Source organism: Paenibacillus tyrphae (assembly GCF_024158745.1).
Taxonomy (GTDB): domain Bacteria; phylum Bacillota; class Bacilli; order Paenibacillales; family NBRC-103111; genus Paenibacillus_G; species Paenibacillus_G tyrfis_A.
This window is the reverse complement of the sequence record NZ_JAMZAW010000040.1, coordinates 1-14631: the sequence shown is the minus strand read 5'-3', so window position 1 is coordinate 14631 and position 14631 is coordinate 1. Positions and strand designations below refer to the sequence as shown.

12 protein-coding genes and 1 pseudogene are annotated in these 14631 nt (G+C 40.9%); 10 read left to right on the top strand and 3 right to left on the bottom strand.

Translation table 11 applies throughout. The annotated features are described in order from the left end of the window. Positions 1-12: 12 nt before the first annotated feature. The 4 genes from fliD to NI000_RS34865 all read left to right on the top strand — a co-directional run bounded on the left by fliD (position 13) and on the right by NI000_RS34865 (position 6825). Positions 13-1794, top strand: coding sequence for a flagellar filament capping protein FliD (gene fliD, locus NI000_RS34880; RefSeq protein ID WP_253415885.1), 1782 nt, complete (start codon positions 13-15; stop codon positions 1792-1794). A gap of 64 nt (positions 1795-1858) precedes the next feature. Then, positions 1859-2581, top strand: a complete 723-nt coding sequence (locus NI000_RS34875; protein ID WP_253415884.1) for a response regulator transcription factor — start codon at positions 1859-1861, stop codon at positions 2579-2581. Between the two features lie 189 nt (positions 2582-2770). Next, the gene (locus NI000_RS34870; RefSeq protein WP_253415883.1) at positions 2771-4171 is read left to right on the top strand and encodes a HAMP domain-containing sensor histidine kinase; all 1401 of its coding nucleotides are present in this window, start codon (positions 2771-2773) and stop codon (positions 4169-4171) included. 68 nt (positions 4172-4239) lie between these two features. Next, positions 4240-6825 (top strand): Ig-like domain-containing protein, encoded by a 2586-nt coding sequence (locus NI000_RS34865; protein ID WP_253415882.1) that lies wholly within the window; start codon positions 4240-4242, stop codon positions 6823-6825. Between the two features lie 205 nt (positions 6826-7030). Here NI000_RS34865 and NI000_RS34860 read toward each other — a convergent pair whose 3' ends face one another. Beyond that, positions 7031-8446 carry a sigma-54 interaction domain-containing protein gene (locus tag NI000_RS34860; RefSeq protein WP_253415881.1) on the bottom strand — a complete coding sequence of 472 codons (1416 nt, stop codon included), beginning with the start codon at positions 8444-8446 and terminating at the stop codon, positions 7031-7033. A gap of 536 nt (positions 8447-8982) precedes the next feature. On the opposite strand from NI000_RS34860, the gene NI000_RS37265 reads away from it, so the two are divergent. Genes NI000_RS37265 through NI000_RS34835 form a run of 6 tightly spaced genes read left to right on the top strand, consistent with a single transcriptional unit; the run spans position 8983 to position 13924 of the window. Then, positions 8983-9213 (top strand): hypothetical protein, encoded by a 231-nt coding sequence (locus tag NI000_RS37265; protein WP_375541032.1) that lies wholly within the window; start codon positions 8983-8985, stop codon positions 9211-9213. 47 nt (positions 9214-9260) lie between these two features. After that, positions 9261-10139, top strand: a complete 879-nt coding sequence (locus NI000_RS34855; protein ID WP_253415880.1) for a branched-chain amino acid ABC transporter permease — start codon at positions 9261-9263, stop codon at positions 10137-10139. Next, entirely contained in the window at positions 10139-11149 is a 1011-nt protein-coding gene (locus NI000_RS34850; RefSeq protein WP_253415879.1) for a branched-chain amino acid ABC transporter permease, read from the top strand. Before NI000_RS34855 ends, NI000_RS34850 begins: the two co-directional genes overlap by 1 nt. After that, positions 11146-11940, top strand: coding sequence for an ABC transporter ATP-binding protein (locus tag NI000_RS34845; RefSeq protein ID WP_253415878.1), 795 nt, complete (start codon positions 11146-11148; stop codon positions 11938-11940). The genes NI000_RS34850 and NI000_RS34845 overlap by 4 nt, the downstream gene beginning before the upstream one ends. Next, positions 11941-12681: an ABC transporter ATP-binding protein gene (locus tag NI000_RS34840; protein ID WP_253415877.1), complete on the top strand. Its 741-nt coding sequence runs from the start codon at positions 11941-11943 to the stop codon at positions 12679-12681. Positions 12682-12724: 43 nt separating this feature from the next. Next, positions 12725-13924: an ABC transporter substrate-binding protein gene (locus tag NI000_RS34835; protein ID WP_253415876.1), complete on the top strand. Its 1200-nt coding sequence runs from the start codon at positions 12725-12727 to the stop codon at positions 13922-13924. Positions 13925-14050: 126 nt separating this feature from the next. Here the strand turns inward: NI000_RS34835 and NI000_RS34830 are convergent, their stop codons facing one another. Together NI000_RS34830 and NI000_RS34825 are read right to left on the bottom strand one after the other, a co-directional pair. Continuing rightward, complete coding sequence (locus tag NI000_RS34830; RefSeq protein ID WP_253415875.1) at positions 14051-14425, bottom strand: YybH family protein; 375 nt, start codon at positions 14423-14425, stop codon at positions 14051-14053. A gap of 22 nt (positions 14426-14447) precedes the next feature. Next, positions 14448-14631 (bottom strand): annotated as a pseudogene (locus tag NI000_RS34825) (HD domain-containing protein); the annotation flags it as partial.

Genomic DNA, 14631 nt, shown 5'->3' with positions numbered 1-14631 from the left:
GGTGTTATTACTATGCCTATGAGAATTAGTGGAATGAGTTCAGGTATGGACATCGATAAGATAGTTAAAGATCTGATGAAAGCGGAACGTACGCCGTTAACGAAAATTAATCAACAGAAAACTCTTACTACATGGAAAATGGGCTTATATCGTGAGATCAATGCCAAATTAATCGGGTTTAGATCTGTTCTCGGCGATATGCGGCTAAGTGGTGATTGGAAAGCGACTAAAGCAATCTCCACGCATCCTGCAGTAACGGTGTCTTCCGACGGTAGCGCAGCTGCTAAAAATCACACCATCGTTGTTGATCGATTGGCAAGCGGTGCAATGAAATCTAGCAGTTCGCCCCTAAGCGGAGAGCTGATAGGAAAAAGCTTGGCTGCGGCTACTTCAATAAACAATAACAACAATAAATTTGAAGTTACTTTCAATGGAAATAAAAAGACGATTACGCTGATCCCAAATGCATCTTATACGCCTGCCGCATTAAAAGATGAGATCAATGCGCAGATTTCGGCTGCGTTCGGATCCTGGATATCCGTTAGCTTGACGGGATCTGGGAACGACCAGTTAAAAATTTCAGGTGCAGGACAAATTGTATTGACAGATTCTGTAGGCAGTTCGGCGCTGACTTCTCTAGGGTTTCCTTCCGGAAGTCAGCGCTCCAATAGACTAAATCCGGGATCCGCAATGGGCTTGTCCGGAAAACTGGTCATTAACGGCACTTCCGTATCCGTATTGCCTGGGGATTCTTTATCTAGCATGATCACGAAAGTTAATACATCTGCCGCAGGCGTTAGTATGAGCTACGATGTGACGAATGATAAAGTGACTTTCGCGTCCAAGGATATTGGAAGCATGGCTAAAGTGGATTTAACAGGGACCGATAATTTTATTTTGTCGGGATTGAAATTAGCTGACAGCAAAACCGTTCATGGGCAAGACGCAAATGTCAATATAGATGGTATTCAATACTTAGAGCGTTCCAATACATTTACGAAAGATGGTATAACCTATACACTGAATCAGACCACAACTCCATCAACCGTTGTAAACGTATCGGTAAAAAAAGATACCGACGCCTTGTACAGCAAAATCGTAGATTTTGTCTCAAAGTATAATGACATGGTTGATACTATGGGTAAGCGGTTAAACGAGAACAAGTATCGGGGATTTCATCCGCTGAGTGATGACGAGAAGAAAGATATGAAAGAGGCGGAGATTAAGCAGTGGGAAGATAAGGCTAAAAGTGGTCTCATTCGAAGAGATGATACTGTCTATAGAGCCTTGAAAACCTTGAGAAAAATAACCGGTGAATCCGTAGAAGGCATGCCAAAGGATTATAACTCGCTTGATAAAATCGGTATTTCTACAATGCCATTCAACCCTAATAAACTTGAAGATAATGCAAAATTAAAAATTGACGAAAAAAAACTGAAGACAGCTTTGGCAGATAAACCTGAATCAGTAATTGCTTTATTTACTAATAACGCTATCGATCCTGCACTTCCTCCATCTGAAAAAAATAAGCAAAAAGGAATTGCACATCGTATGTACGATGAGATCGGTTCTTCATCCAGTGAACTCATCAGGAAAGCTGGACATGCAGGAGCCGCAGAAGACGATATTAACTCCACATTAGGTGCGACTAACAAGGCTATAGAGCGAAAAATTATTACGCTAGAATCAAAAATGAAGAAAAAAGAAGATTTTTATTATGCAAAATTCGCTCATATGGAGAAGGCGATTCAAAAAAGCAATGCAAATCTCTCTTGGTTATCTAAAAGAATGTAGTTTTCTTGATTTAAGCTAATCTGAATAACCGGTAAACTTGTGAAGTTACTGGAGGTGAAGTGAGATGAGTCGGATTCGGACTATTTTAGTGGCAGACGACGAAAAAGAGCTTGTTGACTTAATAAAGCTGTACCTTGAGGTGGAAGGGTACCGTGTAATGGAGGCATCTAACGGTCAGGAAGCATTAGATAAGCTGCAGGAGTACGCTGTCGATCTAGTCATCTTGGATATCGTGATGCCTCTGTTAAATGGCTTTCAGTTGGTAAAGACAATCCGGGAGTCAGCCAATCACATTCCAGTTATTTTTTTGTCCGCAAGTGTGCAGGATCATGATAAAATATTGGGGCTTCAACTTGGAGCTGACGATTATATGACTAAGCCATTTAATCCTATGGAAGTCGTCGCACGTGTTCAAGCTCAGTTACGCCGCAACAACCAGTTTAATGATAGAATTCAGCCGAAAGCCACAGCAGATATTATTCGGGTGGGGGAGTTGATGTTAAATACAAAGATGTGCCAGCTGGAAAAACGGGGGGGCCAAGTTCATCTGACCGCGATTGAATATAAACTATTGTTAGCACTAATGGAACATCCGGGTAAAGTGTATACCAAGAAACAGTTGTACGAGAACGTGTGGGGCGATTTCTATTCAAACGATGACAATACTATTATGGTCTGTATTAGCAAATTGCGAGACAAGATCGAAGATGATCCAAAGAAACCTAAATACATCACTACTATTCGGGGGCTCGGCTATAAATTTGTCAAATCAAGTCATGCAACTTAAGATTATGTTCAAAATTGAAAGAAATTATTAAAATTCTAGAGGGAATTCTTCAGGATCGCAAAAGAACGCAAAACTACGCTATTAACGCGGTCATCCCTTATCGATGGTGATGACCGGATTAATTTTCCTGCACCCATTGCCGGTAGTGCATTATGGACAAATCTGTTAAGAAGGGATCTTCAGCATAGAATGACAAAGTTTTTAAATGTTACGGTCCTTAAGCAATACATCGTGCTTGTCTTTATCATTACCTTGATTGGTTTGGCAAGTGCATTATATTTTTTTACAGAATTTGACCAGAGTCTTGAAACAAAAACTCCCAAGATGGTTAAAGCTATAAATTTTTTAGAAGCTGAAGACTGGGAATGGGCTCTTCAGGATCTAAAAAAAGTAGGTGGATGGCTTGAGGTATTAGACAGTAATAGAAAAATAGTTCAAGTGTTTGGGACACCACTTGAAGAGTCATCAGGATATACAGAAATCGAACTCTATCGCGCGTTAGATAATTCATTAGAAAAACAGCCATTTCTGTATTCAATCGCATCATTTTGGCGGGATGATAAAGTTTATTATTACCTGGTAAAAATCCCGTCAAAAAGGGTTAGAATCACATATGATATCATTGATGAACATGAGCAACCCAAACTAATCCATTTACATACGAATAATGCCTTATTAGGTATTGTTTTTATCATTATGCTTGTTCTTCTTGCCCATATCCATTGGATATCAGAACAAATGATAAGACTATTTAGGAAAGTTACAGTGAGAATCCAAAATGTGATCCACGGCGATTACTCTGTTCGTTTAAATATAAAATGGGAAATTGAATTCAAAAAAATTATTGATGCCTTTAATTTTATGACGGAAAAGTTACAAAAAGTTGAACGTGACAAACTACGTTTGGAAGAAGAGAAACAAAGAATGATATCAGGAATTACACATGATTTAAAAACTCCGATATCTATCATTCAGGGGTACTCTAAAGCGCTGATGGATGACATGATCAAGGAACAGGAAAAATTCCATGGATATTTAGCTGCAATAAACCGAAAAGCAATTAGAATTAACGAATTAATTGATCTTTTATTTGAAATATCGCTCCTTGATACCCCTTCTTTTCGGTTATTTCGTGAACAACTAGATATAGGAGAATTTTTGAGGGAGTTAATTGTTGAATATATTGACGAGATTGAGGAGAAGGGTTTCCTTCTAGTTTTAAATATTCCGGAATATCCAGTATATTTAAGAATTGATAGAAAACAAATGGCTAGAGCTATTAGCAACTTACTAAACAATGCTATTAAATATAATCCTTTTGGGACGACTTTATATGTGGATCTTAAAGTAAATAATGAGTCAATCTTAATTGAGGTTAGTGATGATGGAGTAGGGATTCAGAGCGATTTGCGGAAAATAATTTTTGAACCGTTTGTACGTGGAGATAACTCACGCACGAGCGATGGAGGAGCAGGCCTTGGCTTAGCTATTGCTAAGAAGATTATTGAAAAACATCGCGGGACGATAGAATTACAATCAACTTCTACTAAAGTCACATCATTCGTTATTGCACTTAAAATGAAGAGCTGATTTTATTTTTCCAAGCACATTGCTCATATCATGATGAACCCACAATAAATGGTCAGGAGTGAAGAGATATGAACTTTAGAGTATTTAGAATCCTCATATTATTTTTTACTTTGTTATTGATATCAGATTTAAACGGTATAAAAGCATCAGCCGGGGAGAGTGTCAAAAGTCTAGTACTGAATAAAAACGAAATATCTCTAGAAACCGGCAGTACGGCAACACTAACAACGACTGCGGTTTATGATAGCGGGAAGACTGAGGACGTAACCATTAAAACAGATTGGAACTCAGGAACGCCAGACGTCGCGACGATTTATGCCGGGGTTATTACGGCCAAAAAAGAAGGAAAAGCGATCATTACAGCCACCTATATGTCAAAAACCGTCATTGTTAATGTGACGGTTGCCAAGCGTGTGAAATCATTAATTAAAGATAAGCAAAAAGTTGATTTGCGCAAAGGCGAATCAGAGCAAATTAACCTAAAAGCTTATTATGATGACGGTACTTCTGAAGATGTGACCACGAAAGCAGAGTGGACCATCGACAACGGTCCGGTCGCCACTGTTTTTAATGGAAAAGTAACTGCTCAAGGCTCGGGTTCGGCTGTTATTACAGCTAAATACAACAATCAGACAACAACTATCCCGCTTACCGTGGAAATTGTCAAACGAGTTGATCCCCATAAGTCTCGGGTCTCTTTATTGCTGAATCAATCTGAAACGATCCATTTAATCGCTACATATCCTGACGGATCGACAAAAGACGTAACCGAGATTGCCGACTGGGCATCTGATAAGCCAGATATCGCGGATGCGTTGAAAGGTAAAATAACAGGCTATGGCCCCGGTCAAGCGACCATTATCGCGAGCTATGGCAACAAAACTAGTAAAATTAAAGTGGACGTGGATAATGCTATCAAGCTTGATATTAACAAACAAAATCTTTTATTGAAGAAAAACACCACCGAGCAGTTAAAACTGACGGCTACTTACCCGAACGGAAATACAGAGGATATTACCGAACGTGCGGAATGGTCATCTGACAATGAAGGTATTGTATATGTGATCAAGGGGAAAATTAGCGCAATTAAATCGGGAGAAGCTACAATCAAGGCAAAGTACGGCGAGAAATCCGTTTCAGTTATCGTTGACGTAGACGTCCCCCGCCGCTTGGAACTGAACAAGGACACTGTAACCCTAAATTCAAAAAAATCCGAACAACTTACATTAGAAGCCGTCTATGGTGACGGCAGTACCGAAGATGTAACAAGCCAGGCCAAATGGACCATAGATAAAGAACTGATCGCTAGCGTCCTTAACGGAAAAGTAACCGCTGTGAAAGCTGGTGAAGCGATCGTGACGGCCCATTACGGGGGAAAAAGCATATCCGCGAAAGTATTGGTGGATATCCCTAATATAATAGTACCGAATAAAAAAAAGATTGGCTTACAGGTGGGCGACTCAGATCAAATTACTGTGAAAGCCGTTTATCCGTATGGAAAAGAAGAGGATATTACGGGAAAAACGGAGTGGATATCTTCTTCAGACCAGATTGTTCAGGTCCGCAGCGGCATAATTACAGGGATTGCGACGGGCACTGCTACAGTAACTGCGAAATTCGGGAACCGTTCAACAACAATTCAAGTATCGGTAGGTATATTGAAAGACTTGACCGCTAGCGAAACAAACTTAATTTTAAAAAAAGGGGACACTCGTAAGGTTACCGTCACATCTACGTATACGGATGGAAAGAGCAAAGATGTAACGCAAGATGCCGTTTGGATCAGTTCCAATCCTCAAGTCGCAAACGTAAGTGAGGGAACGATAAAAGCTTTGACTTCCGGCGAAACAAAGGTCAGTGCGACAGTCGACAATAAGACGATTACGATAACCGTTCAGGTTGATTTAGCTAGTATATTGAAAGCAAGTTCTTCATTCCTTACCTTGGATTTAGGCGAAACTCGGACAATTACATTGACATCAATCGATGCGAACGGGAAATCCGAAGATGTGACGAATATCGCAGAGTGGACCTCGAGCAACCTGGCAATCGCCCAAGTCGAAAAGGGCAGCATCACGTCTTTAGCCCAAGGGAAGGTGACCATCACGGCAAAATATGGCGGGAAAAACGTTTCGATTCCGGTGGAGATCGGTTCTGTTTTGGACTTGGTGCCGAACAAGCGTTATCTCCCTATGAAAAAAGGGGGGAAGTTCCAAATTCAATTGATGGCTAAGATGGCTGACGGAACAACAAAAGATGTTTCTAACAAGGCACAATGGAAATCAGGAAACTATAAATTGGTTGAAGTGGAAGATGGCCTGATTAAGGCAATTGATTCCGGTAGCACCTCAATCACGGTAACCTTCGGAGGAAAAAGTGTCACGATCCCAATTGACATCGATAAAATCAAATATTTAAAAACTGACGTGGTCTCCATCAAATTGAAGTCTAGTGAAACTACTAAGGTGAAAGCTTTGGCCACATTCCTAGACGGCACTGAAGAGGATGTTACGATATCAGGACTTTGGAGTTCGTCAAACATAATGATTGCGGATGCGAAGGACGGGGTCATCAAAACAACTGAAAAAGGAAAAGCAACTATTACCGTTACTTATGCCGGTAAACGAACCTCAGTGGTGGTGGTCGTCAATTAATCGCTTGATCGTATATCCATCGTGAACCCGATCACCTGATTGCACCACTTAAATAGCTTCTATGACAGTAACGGGAATTGCAGGAAAGAGGATCCCTTAGATAATGTAACAAACAAAAATGAGCCGGCGGATCGACCGGCTTTTTCTCTACAAGAGCGCCGCGAATGACGTGATCCAAGGAAGGAAGCCCTCGTAGGGTGTGAGTTCACTGGATTCCCAAACTTTTTTTTCTTCGAATTAGGGTAGCAATACTCACCTCAAGTTTTTCGCAACATTCATTTAAATTAGAGGACTGTCTAAGAATTTGAGTGATATATTCTTTTTCAAATTCTGCAATAGCCTTTTTAAGAGGAACTTGTTTAACGAATGATTTTTTTCGCATATCTTGTATGGCCCTGTTCTGCTTTGAATTTAAATTAAGAAACGGTAAATGTTCCAACGTAATTTTTTCATCTTCACTCATATGATACATTCGTTCAACAATGTTCTTTAACTCACGAATATTACCGGGCCAGCTATAATCTAAAAGTTTTTCGAGTATATAATTATCCAATTTTTTTTCAACCTTATATTTCTGCTCTAATTTTTTCAGATAATAAAACAAAAGGGCAGAAATATCATCTTGTCTTTCTCTTAAAGGAGGGATGTTAACAGTTAGTACGTTAAGTCTATAGTAGAGATCTTGACGAAATTTTTTTTGTTCAACCAAAGAATGTAAATCGCAATTTGTAGCTGCAATAACTCGCATGTTTACTTCACGAGTCTCTGTTCCTCCTACTCTTCTGATCTTAGAATCCTGCAATACAGTTAATAATTTTACCTGTAAAGAAAATGGTAAATCTCCAATTTCATCGAGAAAAATGGTGCCTTCATGAGCCAATTCTAATAATCCTGCTTTTGATTGAGTAGCTCCCGTAAATGCCCCTTTTTCATAACCAAATAATTCAGATTCCAGGAGATGCTCTGGAATAGCTCCACAGTTGATTTTAATTAACTTCCCCTTTCTTTCGCTTTTCTGATGAATGTATTCCGCTAAGACATCCTTCCCGACACCCGATTCACCTAAAATGAGTAGGGGGGAATCATTTTTAGCAAAACGGGAGGCGAGGGAGACAACCTCATGCATGTTTTTACTTCTATAGATTAATTGATAACTTCTCCCGACTTCTTCTTGAATTTGCTCTAGAATTTTTTGGTAAGCAAGATTGATTTGACGAGTTTCTTCCAATTCCTCATGAAGCCGATTAATGTCGGTCACATCCTTAACATTACTCACAACAAATATAATTTCGTTATTTGAATCGAGGAAAGGAATGGCTGTAGCATTGGCTGTTTTACCGTTGTAATAAGTTATGACCTTGCTGTAAGGTTGTCTGGTCTCAATGGCTACTATACTGCACGATGTAGGAACTAGTCCTTCTTCTACAATTTCAAAGATACCGTAATGATGAAATACATCTGGGGAACAACCGGAAATATCCAGTAGAGCTTGGTTAAATAATAGAGGATATCCATTCTTATCACATATAAATAATCCATCATTAGAAGTATTGAAGATACTGGATATAAGTACAAGTAGTTCATCGTTATTTTTCGTTTGAAAAAAAGGAGTTCTATACATGCGCTCACATCCTTTCTTAAATCGTGTAATTTATTATACATGAAATTAAAGCGGTTTCAATAATGATAATGCTCAAAAGAAATTATTTGATCGAAACTGATCAATCAAATGAAAGACTCTCCATTCCAGGTAGAAGATGGGGCGGATTCTTAACTAAGAGTTAATATTCATGATACGTTGGAAGCATTCAAAAATGATTATTTGATCAAGAATGAGCACGCAAATAAGTAAATGTCTTGGAATTCCTATTGCGAGATCCCTGATTATTCATTCATTGGCATGCTAATTGCTTTATATATTAATGAACATGCAAGTTAGGATACTTAAGCACATCATTTTGTAAGCGTTTGCTAATTTTGAACCGATCGAGTCCTGTTTTTATTTATGCCTTCAAGGCAAAAAAATTTCAAAGGAGGATTAAATATGTTAAGCAAAGAGGAAAACAAATTGATAAACCATATTGAAGGGGATACGCCCATGGGTAAATTCCTACGTAGATATAGGGTTCCGGCTTGTTCTGAAAACGTGTCCGTTTAATTGGTGAGAATTTTGTAGGGTTTCGAGCGACAGACGGTCGGGTAGGGAGTTGTAACGAGTCTTGTCCACATCGTGGCTGTTCCCTCCTTCTTGCCCGTAACGATGAAAATTCCCATCATGATCAATGCTACCATCGGCCGTGTTCATCAACACAGCGCGGGGGAAAAAGAGACAGCAATCAGGCGAACGGATGCTCTAGAAGCGGAATAATTACTAAAATTATACCATAGTAGATGCACTCGTGTATCCGCTATGATGAAAAGAGGGGGAGCAAAAAGTGATTGAGTTACTACAATATATAACAAACGGGATTGTCTCTGGTGGTATCTATGCCATCGTTGCTGTTGGTTTTATTACTATTTATAACGTAAGTAAGGTTATAAACATGGCCCAAGGGGAGTTTTTGATGTTGGGTGGCATGTTGACGGTGACCTTGATCAGCATGAAAATTCCGTATGCAGGTGCATTTATTCTTTCCGTATTATTGGTTACTACTATTGGGGTATTGATTCAAAAATATATTATTGGCAACGCCAAAAACGCTAACCCGGTGAGCCTAATAATTTTGACGATTGGTATATCGATTCTTATCCGTGGTATGGCAAGTCTGTTCTGGGGAAAGGACCCGTTTCCCCTCCAACCTATTACGAGCAATGAGCCTATTTCTATCGGTGGAGTAAATGTAGCACAACAAAGTATCTGGGTTATATTATCCGTTCTGATCATTTTGTTTGCCCTCTGGTATCTCATGGAGAAAACGCTGATTGGTAAAAAGATCAAGGCTTGTTCGGTCAATCCGTTTGCGGCACGCTTGATGGGGATTAGCCCGTCTAAAATGACAATGCTATCTTTTGCTATCAGTGCAGCCACGGGAGCCTTAGCTGGAATCGTGATTGCTCCGTTAAGTGTGACCTCTTACGATATAGGCGTTTTGCTTGGAGTTAAAGGATTTGCTGCTGCCATTCTTGGCGGTTTAGGTAATCCCCTTGGGGCTACAACGGCAGGATTTCTGCTCGGATTGCTGGAATCCATGGGTGCAGGATACGTGAGTTCCGGTTTGAAGGATGTGTTTGCTTTTCTCATACTTATAGCGGTTTTACTAGTTAAGCCAACAGGATTGTTTAGCGAACGCAGTGTTGGAAAAGGAGGCCTGTAATGAATAGACCAAGCGCAGTATTCAATAAAGGGTTTCTGGTCTATCTGTTGTTAGTTATCTTTTTTCCCTTCATCTTAGCGGATGACTATTATCAGTCGATTATGGTTATCACCGGGCTACACGCAATCGTCGTAATCGGATTATGCATGGTGATGGGTTTTTCCGGGCAAATCTCTATTGGACAAGCGGCATTCTGGGGGATCGGGGCCTACACATCGGCTGTGCTGACAACCAAATTCGGCCTGCCTATTGCATTAGGATTAGTTTCTGCAGCGATTATTCCTGGAATATTCGCGTTTATTTTGGCTCGGGCAATTGCCGGATTAAATGGTTATTACTTGGCTATGGCTACGTTGGCCTTCGGTTATATCGTGCAAATAGGAATCAGTGAATGGGAACCGGTTACAGGCGGAGCCAATGGAATTATTGGGATTCCTTCGATCCCATTCTTTGGGGATTCCGAGTTAGGTATGTACTATCTTGTTTGGGGTATGGTTACACTTATTCTCATTTTCTCCTTGAATATCGTGAATTCGCGAGTCGGACGAGCTTACCGGGCGATTCACAAAAGTGAGGTTGCGGCGACATCGATGGGAGTGGCTGTTCGCCAGTTTAAACTAAGTGCTTTTATTGTAAGCGGTATGTTCGCCGGCATTTCCGGCGGATTGTATTCTCACTATATGGGGATCTTAGATCCGGAGCCCTTCGGTATTCATGGCTCTATCATATTCATTACGATGGTTGTCGTTGGGGGAATGACCAGCATCTGGGGAGCGCTGATCGGAAGTATCATTGTCAAATTCATCAGCGAAGGGCTTGTTGTTCTGGGTCATGTCATTCCAGGCTTGAAGGGCGATATCGATACGATTGTTTTCGGCGCTATTCTGATCTTGATTGTCATGTTTATGCCTGAAGGTTTGGTTCCGAAAATCCGAACTGCTTATTTGAAGTACAAGGTTCATAAGATTAGATTGACCCAGCAGAAAACGAAAGGTGAGAAAGTGGCATGACTGCTAATTTTCTGGAAGTTAAGGAAATCACGATGGATTTCGGAGGGGTTCGTGCGGTTAGCCTAGTATCCTTCGAGATCCATCCCGGAGAAGTTATCGCCATGATCGGCCCCAATGGAGCAGGGAAAAGTACGGTGCTGAATATGGTTTCCGGTATCATTACACCAACACAGGGAGAGATTTACTACAAAAATCAACGCCTTTCAAGAATCAAGGGACATGACTATGCAAGGCTGGGCATCACGCGTACGTTTCAGAACCTGCAAGTCTTCGATGATATGACCGTCTTAGAAAATGTTATGGTGGGCTTTCATTCCAATACGAAATCAGGACTTATTTCTTGTGGCTTGAAGTTCGGTTCCTCACGAAAGGAGGAAATGGACATGCATAATCGTGCTTATGATTTATTGAAGTTCGTCGGAATCGCATCCTTGAGTTACCATCAAGCGGGAAGCTTGTCCTACGGAAAACTGCGTTTAATGGAGATTGCCCGAGCTTTGGCAGCGAATCCGAAGTTGCTGCTTCTCGATGAGCCGGCAGCAGGTCTGAATCATTCTGAAACCGCTGAGATGGCAGAAATACTTAGCCAGATCAGGGCAAAGGGGACAGCTATTTTGCTGGTAGAGCATGATATGGATATGGTAATGAACGTGGCTAATCGCATTGTCGTGCTGGATCAAGGAGAAAAAATTGCTGAAGGATTGCCCACAGAAATTCAGGCGAATCCGAAGGTTATAGCCGCTTACCTTGGTCAAGAAGAAGGGATTCAGACTATTTCAGGAGGGGTGTAGGTGGCTAGAAAAACCATTCTAAATGTAAAAAATGTAAAGGCGCGTTATGGCCCAATTGAGGTATTGCATGGAATTGATATGAATGTAGCGGAGGGGGAAATCGTATCCTTGCTAGGATCCAATGGAGCAGGGAAAACGACATTACTGAACTGTATTTGCGGTATTCATGGCACTAAAGGCGGAAGCGTTGAGTTTGAGGGGCAGGAGATAACGTTAGTATCTGCTGAAAAGGTGGTAACTTTGGGTGTGTCCCATGTTCCGGAGCGGAGGCAAATTTTTTCCACACTTACTGTTGAAGATAATTTATGGCTTGGAGCTTCACATCGCATGCGCAAGGTAAACAAGAAAGAGATTCTAAGGGAAATAGATGATATCTATGAAATGTTTCCTATTCTCGCCCAACGCAAATGGCAGATGGGAGGGACATTGTCTGGCGGTCAGCAGCAAATGCTGGCCATTGGACGAGCATTATTATCCCGGCCGAGGCTTCTCTTGCTAGACGAGCCTTCACTAGGTTTGGCTCCGCTCATCGGAAAAAAGATCCTCGAAATCGTGGAGGAGATCCGAAACCAATGGGAGACTACGGTCTTGCTGGTAGAGCAAAATGCCAGAGCCGCTTTAGCCATATCCGATCGCGCGTACGTACTGAATACGGGTTCCGTCATCATGGAAGGAAGTGCAAAGGAGATCATGAATGACTCTCGTGTGCAATCGGCTTATTTAGGAAAGATTCATACCTAGTTGTTATAACATACATTTATTTCAGAAAAGGGGGATATACTCTATGAAGAAGAAATTTAGTAAATTGCTACTACTAGTTATGACGGCTTTACTATTAACGTTAACGGGCTGTGGTGGTGAAGGAACTCGGACTGAAGCTAAAGCTAACGGTAAATCCGAACAAACTATAGCCAAGGTCGAACCAATCAAAGTGGGGGCTGTATACTCTTTGACTGGAGCAAACAGCCCCTTAGGGGTACCCGAAAAACAAGCTGTGGAACTTTTACTCAAGGAAATCAATGAGCATGGTGGAGTGAATGGTCGTCCATTGGATATCATTTTTGAAGATGATAAATCCGATAATACTGAAGCGGTGAAGGCCATTAAAAAGTTGGTCACTTCAGATAAGGTCGTGGCTGTTCTTGGTTCATCCGGAAGCGGACCGTCATTGGGTATGGCTGAATACGCAGCTTCCCAAAGTGTACCTTTGATCTCGATGGCCGCAGCAAACCAAATTACTGATCCGGTTCGTAAAGGAATCTTTAAGACGCCACATACTGATATTCATGGTACGAAGCGCATTTATAAATTTTTACAAGAGAAAAACATCAAAAAAGTGGCGGTTCTTTATGATAGTAATCCATATGGAAGTGGATGGGATGTACAGCTGAAGAATTTTGCCCCTGAATATGGCATTGCGCTTGTTGCAGAAGAAAAGTATGGAACAAAAGATCCATCCATGAGTTCCCAGTTGACAAAGATCAAAAGCACGAACGCTGATGCTATTATTGTAGCGGGCACAAACCCTGGTCCAGCTATTATTGCTAAAGAAGCGAAGCAGATGGGAATCAAAATTCCCATAATTAATTCGCATGGTAGTGCAAATAACAATTTTATAAAACTTGCGGGGGATGCTGCAAATGGAGTGTTAATGGTAACAGGGAAAATGTTGATTCCAGACCAAATTGAAGCGAATGATCCTCAAGCCAATATTATTAAGAAATTTGCAGAGGAGTATAAAGCGACATACAATGGCCTGATTGATGGTTTCTCGGCATCCGCTTATGACGGTTTAAATATATTAGTCGAAGGATTAAAGCAAGCCAAAGGAGATCCTGCAAAATTATCTGAGGTTCTAGAGAATTTACAATACGTAGGAGTAACAGGGGAGTACAACTTTTCTCCGCAAGATCACAATGGCTTACATGAAGACAGTATGATTATCGTTGAAGTGAAGGATGGAAAGTTTGAGGTAGTTAAGTAGTACCTGAACCCGTGATCGGGAAGTAGGACAGCCGGGTGTCGAGGTGCAAGAAGAATTATCGTATATTGGGCATAACAAGGCGAAAGCCGCCTCCACATGAGGAGACGACTTTCGCCTTGTTACACTTTAGAACATGATATCGATATCTATTTTCCACGACCCGTCTTCAAATCTCCACAACACCATATACTTGGATGATACATACTGAACTTTTTCTTCATGATTTATAAGTGTCAAGTGAGCTAGACCGTTTTCGCGGGCTTGGTGCTCCCCCCCGAGTTCAATCTCAACGCTCTCCAATACTAAATTCGATAAGCCATCTTTCAACATTTTATCCCAAAATAATTGAATCTGGTCAAATCCTTGAATGTTTGCAGAATCACTTGGAATTAATAGAGCTTGCTTAGTGTACAATGCTGTAATTCCCGCTGCATTCTTTTGCAATACAGCTTCTGCAAAGCGTTCATTATTCGAATTAATAATCTTACGGATGTCTTCCATTGTGATTTCTCCTTTTACATTGTTATTCTTCAAATGGAGCGTTTTTAAGCATATCGATGAAACCGATTTCATGAATGACTTGCGAAGCCAACATATCCGGTTTTCTTTTGGCCTCCGAGAGCCATATTTCTTTAAAAGCTTCTTTAAAGCCAAGACGGGGATAAGCTTCTAGGATTTGGTGTACACTACTGGAAGGTAAATCTTGG

Excerpts from the sequence above, each read along its gene's own strand:
- NI000_RS34865 (WP_253415882.1), top strand. The coding sequence starts at position 4,240 with ATGAACTTTAGAGTATTTAGAATCCTCATATTATTTTTTACTTTGTTA.
- NI000_RS34870 (WP_253415883.1), top strand. The coding sequence starts at position 2,771 with ATGACAAAGTTTTTAAATGTTACGGTCCTTAAGCAATACATCGTGCTT.
- NI000_RS34830 (WP_253415875.1), bottom strand. The coding sequence starts at position 14,425 with ATGGAAGACATCCGTAAGATTATTAATTCGAATAATGAACGCTTTGCA.
- NI000_RS34875 (WP_253415884.1), top strand. The coding sequence starts at position 1,859 with ATGAGTCGGATTCGGACTATTTTAGTGGCAGACGACGAAAAAGAGCTT.
- fliD (WP_253415885.1), top strand. The coding sequence starts at position 13 with ATGCCTATGAGAATTAGTGGAATGAGTTCAGGTATGGACATCGATAAG.
- NI000_RS34835 (WP_253415876.1), top strand. The coding sequence starts at position 12,725 with ATGAAGAAGAAATTTAGTAAATTGCTACTACTAGTTATGACGGCTTTA.
- NI000_RS34850 (WP_253415879.1), top strand. The coding sequence starts at position 10,139 with ATGAATAGACCAAGCGCAGTATTCAATAAAGGGTTTCTGGTCTATCTG.
- NI000_RS34860 (WP_253415881.1), bottom strand. The coding sequence starts at position 8,446 with ATGTATAGAACTCCTTTTTTTCAAACGAAAAATAACGATGAACTACTT.
- NI000_RS34845 (WP_253415878.1), top strand. The coding sequence starts at position 11,146 with ATGACTGCTAATTTTCTGGAAGTTAAGGAAATCACGATGGATTTCGGA.